This is a genomic window from Pandoraea oxalativorans (assembly GCF_000972785.3).
Lineage (GTDB): Bacteria > Pseudomonadota > Gammaproteobacteria > Burkholderiales > Burkholderiaceae > Pandoraea > Pandoraea oxalativorans.
In genome coordinates this window covers 4,953,174-4,966,277 of the sequence record NZ_CP011253.3, presented here as the reverse complement: position 1 = coordinate 4,966,277, position 13,104 = coordinate 4,953,174, and the positions used below count along the sequence as shown (strand labels likewise).

Below are 13,104 nucleotides of genomic sequence, written 5' to 3'. Positions count from 1 at the left end.
CCAGCGCGCCAATGTCCCCGAGCGCGCAAATTTGGTAGAGAGAGGAGTAGTTTGATGACGACCAATACCCACGTCGTTCGGGCCGCATGCCCGCATGACTGCCCCGATACATGCGCCATGCATGTGACGGTGGAGAACGGCGTCGCGATCAAGGTCCAGGGAGATGCGGACCATCCGACGACCAAGGGTGTCCTGTGTACGAAAGTCTCTCGTTACACCGAACGAACGTATCACCCGGATCGTCTGCTGCACCCGCTGAAGCGCGTTGGGCCGAAGGGCAGCGGCGAGTTCGTGCGGGTGAGCTGGGACGAAGCGCTCGATGAGATCGCGACCCGCTTAGGCGCCATTGCGGCCCGAGAGCCCGAAGCGATCCTGCCGTACAGCTACGCCGGTACGATGGGCTTCGTGCAGGGCGAGTCGATGGCCGCACGATTCTTCAATAAACTCGGTGCGTCCGATCTTGACCGCACCATCTGTGCGAGCGCAGGGGCCGCAGGGCTTCGGTATACGTATGGCGCTGGCGTCGGCATGCATGTCGAGCATTTCGTCGACAGCAAACTGATCCTCATCTGGGGGAGCAATCCCATCACGTCGAGCGTGCACTTCTGGGCCATTGCCCAGGAAGCCAAGCGACGGGGCGCCAAGCTGATTGCCATCGATCCCTACCGATCCCTCACTGCCGAGAAGTGCCATCAGCACATCGCACTGCTGCCGGGCACCGATGCGGCGTTGGCGCTGGGCATGATGCATGTGCTGATCGCAGAAGATCTGGTCGATCACGAGTACATCGCGCGTCACACGGTCGGTTACAGCGAGCTCAAGGGTCGCGTTCGTCGCTACACGCCGGCGCGAGTCGCCGAGATTTGCGGCATTCCCGAAGAAACGGTGACGACGCTGGCGCGCGAGTACGCCAGCGCGAAGCCTGCCGCCATTCGTCTTAACTACGGCATGCAGCGCGCGAAGGGCGGTGGTCAGGCAACCCGCGCGGTGGCCTGTCTCCCGGCGCTGATCGGTGCATGGCGGGACCCGGCAGGTGGCCTGCTGATGTCGACGTCCGGCTATGCGCCGGTGGATGTGGCGGCACAGGCGCGCCCCGATCTGCGGGCGCGTCAGGACAAACCGGCGCGCACCGTGAATATGAGCGCCATCGGGGACGCGTTGTGTCATCCGGGGGACGACGTTTTCGGCCCGAAGATCGAGGCGCTGGTGGTTTACAACAGCAACCCGGTGGCCGTTGCACCTGAGTCGAGCAAGGTCGCGGCTGGCTTCGCGCGTGAAGATCTCTTCACTGTCGTACTTGAGCACTTCCAGACGGACACGGCAGACTATGCCGACTTCGTGCTGCCTGCGACGACGCAGTTAGAGCATCTGGACATTCACAAGGCCTACGGTCACACGTATCTGCTCGCGAATAACCCGGCCATCGCGCCGCTCGGCGAGTCGAAACCGAACTCGGAGATTTTCCGTCTGCTGGCCCGGCGGATGGGCTGGCAGGAGCCGTGTTTTTCCGATACCGACGACCAACTGGCAGCGCAATCGATTCACTGGAGCGATGCTCGTATGGCTGGCAGTGACTGGGAGACGCTCAAACGTGACGGGTGGATTCGCTACGATCTGCCTGAGGCACCCTTTGCGAACGGCCAGTTTTATACGCCGTCCGGTAAATGCGAGTTCTACTCCGAGCGTATGCGTGAAGAAGGATTCGATCCGCTACCGGATTGGGTGCCGCCGTACGAATCGGTCGCCAGTAATCCGGAATTGGCTGAGCGCTATCCGCTGGCCATGATTTCGCCGCCGGCGCGCAATTTCCTGAATTCCAGCTTCGTTAACGTCGACAGTCTTCGGGCTTCAATCGGAGAGCCCACGTTGGATATTCATCCGAAGGACGCGGCACCACGCGGCATCTCGGATGGTGCGAACGTTCGTATTTTCAACGACCGTGGCACGCTCAGTGCCAAGGCTCGGGTTACGGAGAAAGCGCGGGAGGGCGTTGTGGTCGGGCTTTCGATCTGGTGGAAGAAGCTCGCGCCGGATGGAAAAAACGCCAACGAAGTCACCAGCCAGCAACTCACCGATCTTGGCCGGGCGCCGACGTTTTACGATTGCCTGGTCGACGTCGCACCGGTCTGATGGCGGCGACGTTCCGAGCCGGTTCCCAGTTCGTTCCGAGTCCCTTCCGAACCCATACCCAGGAGTCCAGCAATGCCGATTTTGCTTGCGAGGCTCCTGCGCCGGGCTTCCCGGGGCGCGGGACTCGCTCTCACGATGGCCTTCGCAATTGGGCTTCCGGGCTGCGCGCAGGTCGGCTACTATGCGCAGTCGATCAACGGCCACTTCACCGTCTTACATGAAGCGCAGCCGGTCAGTGATTTGCTGGCGGATCCGTCTATCGATCCGCGTTTGCGCTCACGGCTGATCGAGGCAGAGCAAATTCGAAGCTACGCCGTCTCGGCACTCGGCGAACCGGATAACGGCAGCTATCGTAGCTATGCCGATCTCAAGCGGCCATTCGTTGTGTACAACGTGTTCGCCGCACCAGCCCTGTCCCTGAAGCTCCATGAGTCGTGCCTATTGGTTGTGGGTTGCGTCGAGTACCGTGGCTATTACTCGCGTGAGTCCGCCGAGGCATACGCGGCCGAACTTCATAGGGACGGCTGGGAGACCTTCGTCGCGGGAATCCCTGCCTATTCGACGCTGGGCTATTTCGACGATCCGCTGCTCAACACCTTTATCTATCTCCCGCGGGCGGAAGTTGCGCGCATGATCTTCCACGAACTTGCGCATCAGATTCTGTTCGTTCGGGGAGATACGGCGTTTAACGAGTCCTTCGCCGTGACCGTCGAGACGGTGGGGGTTAGGCGCTGGCTTGCGGCGCACCCCGACGCGGCGATCGAGTACGACCGTTACGATGCGCATCGCCGCCAGTTCCGCAAATTGGTCGACGGGTATCGCAAACGTCTCGCAGCCGTGTATGACAGCTCGGAAGCGGACGCGGAAAAGATAGCGAACAAGACCGTGCTATTCGATCGTATGCGTGCGGATTACGACGCGCTGAAGACGTCCTGGGGCGGTTACAAGGGCTTCGATCTGTGGTTTGCCACGGACCTGAACAACGCCAAGATCGGATCGTTCGCGACCTATAACCAGTGGGTGCCTGCGTTTATGGCGCTGCTAGCGCAAGAGCACGACGACCTGCCGACGTTCTACGCAGCGGTCAAAGCCATGTCGAAACGGCCGGAAGCAGAACGAAATGCGACGCTCGCAGCATTGGACGGTACGCCAGCGGCTGCCGCTGCCCGAGCGCTACTGGATGCCCCGATGCAGGCTGTGCGGTGATCTGCGTGTGAAGTGTGTTCGTGGGACTTCGCTATCGCTACGAAATGACCGACTTCAAATCCCCGAGCAGCAGATAAAGTTGCTGCCGCTGATCTTCAGGCAAGGCGCCAAGACGTTGCTCAATCCATTGCTCATGAGCGCGGGCCATATTGGAAAACGCCTTCTTTCCACGCGCCGTCAGTTTGATCAGAAACGCGCGCCGGTCGTTGACGACGGTCTCGCGCGTCACCCAGCCTTCTTTCTCCAACTGATCGGTGATGCCGGTCACGTTTCCGCCGGTTACCATCATCCGTTTGCTGAGCTCACCCATCTTCAGTCCTTCCGGGTGGCGATCAAGCTGCGCGAGCAAATCGAAGCGCGGAAGCGTGCAGTCAAACTCCTGACGCAGGCGTGAGCGGATGTCCGTCTCGATCAGGTTGGCGCAGGTTAGCAGCCGCAACCAGAGCCGCAGTGCGTCGTGCTCGCGATCGTGGGCTCGCGTTTCGAGATCGAGAGAATCGGAGTCGGCGAGGCTCATGGTCGATGGTGGAGAATTTACAGTATGGAAATTTTAGGTTTGAAATAATCGCCGGGTCAAGATAGGGCGGCTACCGGGCCGGGGTGATGGGATCAAGGGCGGTTGTGCTGTGCGATTGACGCACAAAAAAAGGGCACCCGAAGGTGCCCTTTCGCCAAAGCCTAAGTGACAGAAACTGTCAGCTTAGAACTTGTGACGGATACCGGCCGTAACAGCGAATTGGTTCGAGCTGTTCGAGAAGCCCAGGCCGTTCAACGATGCGCCGCCAGGAGCGTCGTTGTTGGCGTGTTGCCACAGACCAACCAGGTACGTGTCCGTGCGCTTCGACAGGAAGTAGTCGACGCCCAGGTTGACTTGGTGGTACTTCGGCGAACCGCTGTTGCCTGCCAGAGCGATCGTCGACCACGTGTACGTGTACGATGCGCCGAGTTGCAGAGCCGGGGTCAGCATGTACTTGGCGTTCAGTTCGGCGTTGTCGAACTTCCAGCTGCCGCCACCAACGTATTGGTACACGCTGTGTGCGTAGACCAGACCCAGCGTGGCCGGACCGAAGGCGTACGAACCGCCTGCCGATGCGATCCATGCCTTGTCGCTGGCAACCAGGCCGCCGAGCGTCATCGGGGTCGTAGCATCGCCACCGTTGTTGATCACACCGGTCGAGTTGCTAGCCGGCGAACCAAGGTACAAGTAGCCTGCGCCGAACGACACCGGGCCGTTAGCGTAGCCCAGACCGAACGAGTAAGCACGGTTGTTGGCGAAGCCCGAACCCGTCGAACCGTTGTTAGCCGAGTTCGAGAAGCCATACATACCGCCGGCGCTGAAGCCGTTGTAGTTGACCGTCGTGTACTTGACCGAGTTGTTGACGCGGAACGAGTTGTTCAGGTTGTCGTTATCGAACGGGTGAGCGCCCGCGAACGTCGACCATTGGCTACCCGAAGCGTACGGGCCAACGAAGTCAACCACGGAGTCGTACTGACGACCGATGGTGAACGTGCCAGCCGTTGCGCTGCTCAGACCAACGTAGGCTTGACGACCGAACATACGGCCGTTCTGGCCCAGCGTGCCCGAACCCAGGTTGAAGCCGTTTTCCAAGACGAAGATCGCCTTCAGGCCGCCACCGAGGTCCTCAGCACCCTTCAGGCCCCAACGCGAACCTTGCAGGTTACCGTTGGCGAACTGGAAGTTCTTCGAGGTGTTACCCGTGCCAGCCAGGTTGCCACCAGTCTTGCTGACGTACTGCAGGCCAGCGTCGATGATACCGTACAGGGTCACGCTGCTTTGAGCGTGAGCAGCGCCAGCGAATGCGCCGAGCACACCCAGAGCGAGAAGCGACTTTTTCATTGAGTGATCTCCAAAGGATTGTGAGATTTGTTTAACAAGGTCACTAGTGATAACGTCCTTGCTAATCAACTTCGCGAGAAGTTGGACGTAATGTAACAAATTCACTTTAGGCGGCAAAGGAAAAGGCCGGTTTTACGCGGGTTCGCGGCGGGTTTTGTTTCGTTTACGCAACATCGCGGAAACCGGCCTCTGGCGGGCATTTCGCGCGTTTGCGCCCGCGCAAGGCGCGCCGGACAAAGGGGCGTATCATTGGCCGCGGACGTGAAAGAATCGTCCTGCATTCCGTATTGTGAAAGATTTGAGTGAGTCGAAAGTACGATGTTCTCCGACAGTCTGATCTCCGAGCTCGACCGAGGTCTGCGTGCCATCGCAGGCGTCACGCAAGCGTCCCGTCCGACTCCCGCTGCGATCCAATCCGAAAATAGCGCCCCCCCCGCAGGCGACGACGCGCTGACGGCCGAAGAGCGGCGTCACGTGGCCGGGCTCATGCGCGTGAATCACGTCGGTGAGGTGTGTGCGCAAGCGTTGTATCAGGCGCAGAAGCTGGCGACGAAGCGCCCGGAGTTGCGCACGGCGTTCGAGCACGCGGGCAAGGAAGAGGAGGACCACCTCGCGTGGACGGCGCACCGTCTCTCGGAGCTCGGTTCGCGTCCCAGTCTGCTCAATCCGTTGTGGTACGCGGGGGCTTTTGCCATCGGCTTCGTCGCCGGAAAGTGCGGCGACAAGGTGAGTCTCGGCTTCATGTCGGAGACTGAGCGTCAGGTCGAGCATCATCTGGACAGCCATCTAGATGACTTGCCGGCGCACGACCTGCGTTCGCGGGCCATCGTCGATCAGATGCGTCTGGACGAGATCGAACACGGGCAGGCCGCGCGTGACGCGGGCGGTATCGAGCTGCCTGCGCCGGTCCAGCGCGTCATGCGCGCTGCGGCAAAGGTCATGACGACGACCGCCTACTATATATAGAGCGTCCGCAAGAACTCCCCCGAAAGACCCCTGCCTCCTGCATCGATTCCCTCTCGTGTGAGCGCGTGCCGACCGGTTTTCCACGGTGTCGGCACGGCGTGAGCGCGCACTACGCCGTATCGACAGTGCTGACGGGGCCTCGCGCGAAGTGCTGCTCGAAATATGAGGTTCCACTTTCACTATCGCACTTATGTCTTTAATTTTCCTGACAAAATTCCGTTTTCCAACTTTAGGAAAGTGAGCTAAGTCATTGTTCTGACTACCAAATTCCCTCTGAAAAATGGGTGAAACGCTTGACCGCCCATACACTCTCCTCTAAAGTGGGAAATAGTGTGAGAAAGTGTATTTTTGTGTGGTGTAGAGCACAAAATCTTTCTCTTTCGGCATGACGGGCAGACGGAAGAAATCTCACGGGAGCGCACGTGTTTCAGGGAGCCTCGGCACTTTCACTGGATGCAAAGGGACGGATGTCGATTCCGGCCCGGCACCGTGACGTGCTTCAAGGCGACGCTGAAGGCAAGGTGACGATCACCAAGCACCCGGATGGATGTCTGCTGCTGTTCCCGCGTCCCGAATGGGAGGTCTTCCGCGGCAAGATCGCCGCACTGCCGATGGACGCGCACTGGTGGCGACGCATCTTCCTGGGCAACGCAGCCGACGTCGAGATGGATTCTGCGGGCCGTGTCCTGGTGGCGCCCGAATTGCGCGCCGCCGCGGGCATGGACAAGGAAGTCATGCTGCTGGGCATGGGCAGTCATTTCGAACTCTGGGATGCCGCGACGTATGCCGCCAAGGAACAGGCAGCGATGGCGCAGGGCATGCCGGAAGCACTGAAGAACTTCACTTTTTGACAGATCAGGTGGTCCGACGAGCATGGCGCACGCGGTGGAAACGGTAATGCAGCACCGCACGGTCCTGCTAGAGGAGGCCGTGGATGCCTTGCTGTGGCGCGACGATGGCGTCTACGTCGACGGCACGTTCGGCCGCGGCGGGCACAGTCGCAGGCTGCTCGAGCGGCTGGGTGCCCAGGGGAGACTGATCGCATTCGACAAGGATCCCCAAGCGATCGCGGAGGCGGCAAAGATTGCCGATCCGCGATTTTCGATTGAGCACGAGAGCTTCGCGACGTTGCGCGAGGCGCTGGCCCGGCGCGGTATCGACAAGGTGTCGGGCGTTTTGCTGGATCTGGGCGTGTCGTCGCCGCAAATCGACGACCCGGCGCGCGGGTTCAGTTTTCGGGCCGACGGTCCGCTCGATATGCGCATGGATCCCACGCGCGGCGAGTCGGCTGCCGATTGGCTGGCCCGGGCAACGCTGGAAGAAATGACGGAGGTCATCAAGGACTATGGGGAAGAACGGTTTGCTTTTCAGATTGCAAAGGCGCTTGTTGCTCGCCGGGCAGACGCCGACCGCCTCGGGCCTCTCGTCAGTACACGCGAGCTTGCCTCGATCGTGGCGGGCGCCGTCAAAACCCGTGAGAAGGGCAAGGACCCGGCAACACGTACCTTTCAGGCTCTACGGATTCACGTCAATCAAGAGCTTGCGGACTTGCAGATAGCACTGGATGTGGCGGCCGATGTCCTCGAAACGGGAGGCAGACTCGTGGCGATCAGCTTTCATTCACTGGAAGACCGGATCGTGAAGCGCTTCATGCAGGCTCGCTCAAGCGCGCCGGCGGTGGATCGCCGCGTGCCCTTGCGCGCCCACGAAATTCCCGAGCCGCCGTTCAAAGCCAGCCGCAAGATCAAGCCATCCGCCGCCGAAGTGGAGGCGAACGCTCGTTCGCGCTCGGCGATCATGCGGGTCATGGAGCGGGTGTCGACATGAGCCGCCTCAATGTCCTCCTGCTCGCCGTGCTGATCGGCTGCGCCCTTTCCCTGATCAATGCGCAATATCGTGCGCGCGGCACGTTCGTCGAACTGAACCGCGAGCAGGCGCTCGAGCATCAATTGCTGCAGGACTGGGACCGTCTCCAGTATGAACAGAGCGCACAGAGCAAGAGCGCCCGTATCGAGAGCGTCGCCCGTAGCGACCTGAAGATGCAGGCCGTCTCGCCTGGCCGCACGCAATATCTGTCCGCGCTGGCCGGCAGCACGGGCGCGATGGTGGACGTGCCGGTGCCGACCGCGAGCGCCGCGTCCGCCCCTGCGAGCGGAGGCAAACGATGATTCGCCGCAAAGACGCCAAAGCCAAGACCAAGGATGTGCAGTTCTCTGCCAGCCCGGTCCTGTCCGTGCGTCTGCCGATGTGGCGCTCGAAGATGCTCGTCTTCGTGATCTTCGGCGCGTTCGCGTCGCTGGTCGCACGTGCCTTCTGGATTCAGGGGCCGGGCAACGCCTTCTATCAACGTCAGGGCGAGAGCCGTTACGAACGCACACTGGAGATGTCCGCCACGCGCGGCAAAGTGTTCGACCGTAACGGACAGGTGCTTGCCACCAGTCTGCCCGTGAAGGCTATTTGGGCGATTCCGGAAGACGTGCCCGACGACGTCTCGACGCAGCAGGTGCGTCAGCTCTCGAAGCTGCTCGAGATGAGCGAGTCGGATCTGCGTCGCAAATTCAATCAGGAAAAGAGCTTCGTCTATGTGAAGCGTCAGGTCCTGCCGGACGTGGCCAAGCAAGTCGCCGACCTCGACATCCCCGGCGTGTATCAGCGCAAGGAGTACAAGCGCTTCTATCCGGAAGGCGAGATCGCGGCGCACGTGGTCGGCTTCACGAACGTCGAGGATATCGGTCAGGAAGGCGTCGAACTGTCGATGCAGAAGGATCTGGCCGCAACGCCGGGCAGCCGCCGGGTGATCAAGGACCGTCTGGGCCGCGTGGTCGAGGATATCGACATCCTCGCGCAGCCGCGCGACGGTCACGACATCACGCTCTCGATCGACAGCAAGATTCAGTTCCTCGCCTACAGCGAACTCAAGGACGCCATGGAGCGCACCGGCGCGAAAGCCGCCAGCGCCGTGGTGCTCGACGTGCGCACGGGCGAGGTGCTCGCGCTGGCCAACCTGCCGACGTACAACCCCAACAACCGCACGAACCTGACGGGCGCACAGCTTCGCAACCGCGTCATCACCGACACGTTCGAGCCCGGCTCCATCATGAAGCCGATCACTATCGCCGCTGCGATGGATAACGGCTATGTGAAGCCGACGTCGACGGTCATGACCACGGGGCGCGCCAACTTCTTCGGCGCGAACATCACCGATACCCACGACTACGGCCTGCTCACGGTGGCCGGTGTCATTCAGAAGTCGAGCAACATCGGCACGGCGAAGATCGCGCTGATGATGAAGCCGCAGGACATGTGGGACATGTTCACGAGCGTCGGCCTCGGTCAGGCGCCGAAGCTGGGTTTCCCGGGGGCCGTGGCGGGCCGTCTGCGTCCGGCCAAGAGCTGGCGTCCGATTGAACAGGCGACGATGGGCTACGGCTACGGGCTGTCGGCCTCGTTGATTCAACTGGCGCGTGCGTACACGGTCTTCGCCCACGACGGCGAATTGCTGCCGATCTCTATCTATAAGACGGACGGAAGCGTCGTGAAGGGCACGCCGGTTATCTCGCCAGCCACGGCACGCGAAGTACGCAAGATGCTGGAGATGGTGACGTCGCCCGGCGGCACGGCCACGCGCGCTCAGGTGATCGGATATCGCGTGGGCGGCAAGACCGGCACGGCTTACAAGCAATCGGGCAAGGGATACGACAAAAGCAAGTACCGCGCATCGTTCGTCGGCATGGCGCCGATGTCCGAGCCGCGCATCATCGTGGCCGTCACGCTCGACGAGCCGGGCCGCGGTTCGCACTACGGTGGCGTGGCTGCGGGTCCGGCGTTCGCGTCGATCGTGGGCGGTACGTTGCGGGCATTGAACGTGGTGCCGGATTCGCCGGTGACGAAGCTCGTCGTGAGCGACAAGGTGGAGGAGAGCGAGCCATGGGCACCGTGACCCCGACGCCGCAAAATCCCGCCACGTTCGCCATGGTCGCGGACGCCACCGATCGCGCCGCGCTCGCGCAGGCGTGGGACTGGCTGCGCCGCACGGTGGCGGCGGGTGCCACGTTGCATGCGGATAGCCGTCGTGTGACGGCGGGTGACGTATTCGTCGCTTACGCGGTGAAGGGTGCCGACAGCCGTGGCTTTATTGCCGACGCCGTCGAGCGCGGCGCCGCTGCGGTGCTCTGGCAGAGCGACGATTTCACCTGGCCCGCATCGCTCACGTCTCTCGCCAATGTGCCGCAGTTTGGCGTGGCGCGCCTCGACTGGCTCGCGGGCCCGCTCGCGGCGCTCTGGTACGGCGAGCCTAGCGTCGGCATGACGATGTTCGGCGTGACGGGGACCAACGGCAAGACGTCGTGCAGCCAATGGCTGGCGCAATTGCTCTCGAAGACGAACGTGCGCAGTGCCGTGATCGGTACGCTGGGCAGCGGCTTTCCCGGCCATCTCACGGTGACGGGCTTCACCACGCCCGACGCCGTCCAGTTGCAACACAGCCTCGACGATCTGCGCGCGCAAGGCGCTGCAGCGGTCGCGATGGAGGTGTCGTCGCACGGTTTGTATCAGGGACGCGTGAATGGCGTGGCGTTCGACGTGGCGGTGTTCACCAACCTGACGCAGGACCATCTCGACTATCACGGCACGATGGCCGAGTACGAAGCGGCCAAGACGCGCCTGTTCGACTGGCCGGGGCTGAAGGCGGCGGTCGTCAATCGCGACGATGCGATGGGACAGCGTTTGCTGACACGTCTGGCTGGCAAGACACCGGTCTTCGAATACGGCATTCACGGTGCCGCGACGTCGGCGCACGGCAACCGCGTGCTGCGTGCGGAAGACATCCGTGCAACGACTGCGGGCACGCGCTTCACGCTGCACATCGACGATCACAGCCAGCAAGTGACGGTGCCGCTGATCGGTGAGTTCAACATCAGCAACGCCCTTGCCGTGCTAGGTGCCGCACTGGGCGCTGGTGTCGCGCAAGATGCCGCCATCGCCGGACTCGCGACGCTCGCGCCGGTGTCCGGCCGCATGGAGCAGATCGGACAGCCGGGGCAGCCGTTGGTGGTGATCGATTACGCCCATACGCCCGACGCACTCGACAAAACGCTGGCTGCCCTGCGGCCCGTCACGCAAGCACGCGGCGGCAAGCTCGTCTGCGTGTTCGGTTGCGGCGGCGATCGCGATGCGGGCAAACGTCCGCAGATGGGGGCGGTGGCCGAGCGTCTGGCGGATGCCATCGTGCTCACGAGCGACAACCCGCGCACCGAAGTGCCCGCCGAGATCATGGCGCAGATCGCTGCCGGTCTCGCGCAGCCGGACGCTGCACGTCGCATCGAAGACCGCGCAAGCGCAATTCTTCAGGCGGTGCGCGGCGCGCAGGCCGCAGACGTCGTGCTGATCGCGGGCAAAGGACACGAAAGTACACAGGAAATCATGGGCAAGAAGCGGCCGTTCTCCGATCAGGAACACGCGCGTCTGGCACTTGCTGCGCGTGCGACCACGGTGCGCGGAGGTGGCGAATGACGCCGACGCAGCACGCCATCATGTGGCAACTGAGCGACGCACAGTCGGCTGTGACGGATTCGCGCGTCAACGGCGTACCGTCGACGGCGTTCGCCCGCATCGTGACGGATAGCCGCTCAGTGCAGCCGGGCGACCTGTTCGTGGCGCTTAAGGGCGAGCGTTTCGACGCACACGATTTTCTGGCCGACGTGGCGCGCGCAGGCGCCGCCGCCGTGGTCGCGACCCGCGTGCCGGACGGTTTCGAGACGCCGACGCTGATCGTGCCCGACACGCGCATCGCGCTGGGTGAACTGGCCGCCGCATGGCGTCGCCGCTTCGCGATTCCGGTGGTCGCGGTCACGGGAAGCAACGGGAAGACGACCGTCAAGGAAATGATCTCGGCGATCTTCGCCGAGGCGGCGGGGGCGGACGCGCGTCTGGCGACCGCCGGGAACTTCAACAACGACATCGGCCTGCCGCTGACGCTGTTCCGTCTGAAAGACGGCGACAAGCTCGCGGTGCTCGAACTCGGCATGAATCACCCGGGCGAGACCGCGTATCTGGCGAAGATCGCACAGCCGACGGTGGCCGTCATCAACAACGCGCAACGCGAGCATCAGGAATTCATGGTGAACGTGGCCGCCGTGGCCGAGGAGCATTCGGCGGTGCTGGCGGCGCTGCCTGGCGACGGCGTGGCCGTCTTCCCGGCAGAGAGCGAATTCGCACCGATGTGGCGCGAGGTAGCGGGCAAGCGTCGCGTGCTGGACTTCGCGCTGGATGCCCGTGCGGCAGTGTCGGGGCGGTACGACGTCGCGACGCGTGTGTTGCGCGTGGCCTCGCCGGCCGGCGAGTTTTCGCTCACGCTGCCGCTGCTCGGCGAGCACAACGCACGCAACGCGCTGGCCGCGATCGCCTGCGCACTGGGTGTGCACGTGGACATTGGTTCGATCGTGCGGGCACTCGAAGCGTTCTCTGCCGTCAAAGGCCGACTTCAGGTGTCCACGCTGTCGAAGGGGCCGCTCGCGGGTGTCACGCTGATCGACGACACCTATAATGCGAACCCCGATTCCGTATTGGCCGCAATCGACGTACTTGCGCAGACGCCCGCACCGCGTGTTCTGGTGCTCGGCGACATGGGCGAGGTCGGTGACAACGGTCCCGCATTCCACCGCGAAGTGGGCGAATACGCCGCACAGCGCGGTATCGATCGCCTGCTCGCGATGGGTGAACAGACGCAGGCCAGCGTTGTCGCGTTCGGCGACGGCGGTGAACATTTTTCGGATGCGAACGACGTGGCGCCGCTCGTAGCGACGCTGAACGCCACGTTGAGTGCGCCGGCAACGGTGCTGGTGAAGGGAAGCCGCTTTATGCGGATGGAGCGCGTGCTTGAACAGTTGCGCGCGACGAGTGAAAGCGGGGGCGGCAACGCCCCGGCCAAGTGATAAAGGATTGAT

Annotated in this window: 11 protein-coding genes; 9 read left to right on the top strand and 2 right to left on the bottom strand. The window is 62.5% G+C overall.

The features are described from left to right. Positions 1-54 precede the first annotated feature (54 nt). Entirely contained in the window at positions 55-2,130 is a 2,076-nt protein-coding gene (locus tag MB84_RS21880; protein ID WP_046289880.1) for a molybdopterin-containing oxidoreductase family protein, read from the top strand. Positions 2,131-2,265: 135 nt separating this feature from the next. Further along, complete coding sequence (locus MB84_RS21875; RefSeq protein ID WP_245725428.1) at positions 2,266-3,336, top strand: aminopeptidase; 1,071 nt, start codon at positions 2,266-2,268, stop codon at positions 3,334-3,336. Positions 3,337-3,373: 37 nt separating this feature from the next. Here MB84_RS21875 and MB84_RS21870 read toward each other — a convergent pair whose 3' ends face one another. Together MB84_RS21870 and MB84_RS21865 are read right to left on the bottom strand one after the other, a co-directional pair. Continuing rightward, positions 3,374-3,853 (bottom strand): MarR family winged helix-turn-helix transcriptional regulator, encoded by a 480-nt coding sequence (locus tag MB84_RS21870; RefSeq protein ID WP_039393362.1) that lies wholly within the window; start codon positions 3,851-3,853, stop codon positions 3,374-3,376. Positions 3,854-4,036: 183 nt separating this feature from the next. Then, on the bottom strand, positions 4,037-5,194 hold the full coding sequence (locus MB84_RS21865) for a porin (RefSeq protein WP_046289878.1): 1,158 nt from the start codon (positions 5,192-5,194) through the stop codon (positions 4,037-4,039). A 318-nt stretch (positions 5,195-5,512) separates the two neighbouring features. Here MB84_RS21865 and coq7 point away from each other — a divergent pair, with 318 nt between their 5' ends. The 7 genes from coq7 to MB84_RS21830 all read left to right on the top strand — a co-directional run bounded on the left by coq7 (position 5,513) and on the right by MB84_RS21830 (position 13,092). Then, a complete protein-coding gene (gene coq7 / locus MB84_RS21860) occupies positions 5,513-6,160 on the top strand; it encodes a 2-polyprenyl-3-methyl-6-methoxy-1,4-benzoquinone monooxygenase (RefSeq protein WP_046289877.1) in 648 nt (215 codons plus the stop codon). Positions 6,161-6,582: 422 nt separating this feature from the next. After that, positions 6,583-7,011 carry a division/cell wall cluster transcriptional repressor MraZ gene (gene mraZ / locus MB84_RS21855; protein ID WP_046289876.1) on the top strand — a complete coding sequence of 143 codons (429 nt, stop codon included), beginning with the start codon at positions 6,583-6,585 and terminating at the stop codon, positions 7,009-7,011. A 22-nt stretch (positions 7,012-7,033) separates the two neighbouring features. Continuing rightward, the gene (gene rsmH, locus MB84_RS21850) at positions 7,034-7,987 is read left to right on the top strand and encodes a 16S rRNA (cytosine(1402)-N(4))-methyltransferase RsmH (RefSeq protein ID WP_046289875.1); all 954 of its coding nucleotides are present in this window, start codon (positions 7,034-7,036) and stop codon (positions 7,985-7,987) included. Then, positions 7,984-8,328 (top strand): cell division protein FtsL, encoded by a 345-nt coding sequence (gene ftsL / locus MB84_RS21845; protein WP_046289874.1) that lies wholly within the window; start codon positions 7,984-7,986, stop codon positions 8,326-8,328. Before rsmH ends, ftsL begins: the two co-directional genes overlap by 4 nt. Continuing rightward, entirely contained in the window at positions 8,325-10,100 is a 1,776-nt protein-coding gene (locus MB84_RS21840) for a peptidoglycan D,D-transpeptidase FtsI family protein (RefSeq protein ID WP_046289873.1), read from the top strand. The genes ftsL and MB84_RS21840 overlap by 4 nt, the downstream gene beginning before the upstream one ends. A 32-nt stretch (positions 10,101-10,132) precedes the next feature. Further along, positions 10,133-11,671, top strand: a complete 1,539-nt coding sequence (locus MB84_RS21835) for a UDP-N-acetylmuramoyl-L-alanyl-D-glutamate--2,6-diaminopimelate ligase (RefSeq protein ID WP_046293135.1) — start codon at positions 10,133-10,135, stop codon at positions 11,669-11,671. Then, on the top strand, positions 11,668-13,092 hold the full coding sequence (locus MB84_RS21830) for a UDP-N-acetylmuramoyl-tripeptide--D-alanyl-D-alanine ligase (protein WP_245725427.1): 1,425 nt from the start codon (positions 11,668-11,670) through the stop codon (positions 13,090-13,092). Before MB84_RS21835 ends, MB84_RS21830 begins: the two co-directional genes overlap by 4 nt. The last annotated feature ends 12 nt before the right edge of the window (positions 13,093-13,104 follow it).

What these genes read in the sequence shown, in the direction of transcription:
- MB84_RS21880 (WP_046289880.1), top strand. Translation starts at nt 55, where the DNA reads ATGACGACCAATACCCACGTCGTTCGGGCCGCATGCCCGCATGACTGC.
- MB84_RS21875 (WP_245725428.1), top strand. Translation starts at nt 2,266, where the DNA reads ATGGCCTTCGCAATTGGGCTTCCGGGCTGCGCGCAGGTCGGCTACTAT.
- MB84_RS21870 (WP_039393362.1), bottom strand. Translation starts at nt 3,853, where the DNA reads ATGAGCCTCGCCGACTCCGATTCTCTCGATCTCGAAACGCGAGCCCAC.
- MB84_RS21865 (WP_046289878.1), bottom strand. Translation starts at nt 5,194, where the DNA reads ATGAAAAAGTCGCTTCTCGCTCTGGGTGTGCTCGGCGCATTCGCTGGC.
- coq7 (WP_046289877.1), top strand. Translation starts at nt 5,513, where the DNA reads ATGTTCTCCGACAGTCTGATCTCCGAGCTCGACCGAGGTCTGCGTGCC.
- rsmH (WP_046289875.1), top strand. Translation starts at nt 7,034, where the DNA reads ATGGCGCACGCGGTGGAAACGGTAATGCAGCACCGCACGGTCCTGCTA.
- ftsL (WP_046289874.1), top strand. Translation starts at nt 7,984, where the DNA reads ATGAGCCGCCTCAATGTCCTCCTGCTCGCCGTGCTGATCGGCTGCGCC.
- MB84_RS21840 (WP_046289873.1), top strand. Translation starts at nt 8,325, where the DNA reads ATGATTCGCCGCAAAGACGCCAAAGCCAAGACCAAGGATGTGCAGTTC.
- MB84_RS21835 (WP_046293135.1), top strand. Translation starts at nt 10,133, where the DNA reads ATGGTCGCGGACGCCACCGATCGCGCCGCGCTCGCGCAGGCGTGGGAC.
- MB84_RS21830 (WP_245725427.1), top strand. Translation starts at nt 11,668, where the DNA reads ATGACGCCGACGCAGCACGCCATCATGTGGCAACTGAGCGACGCACAG.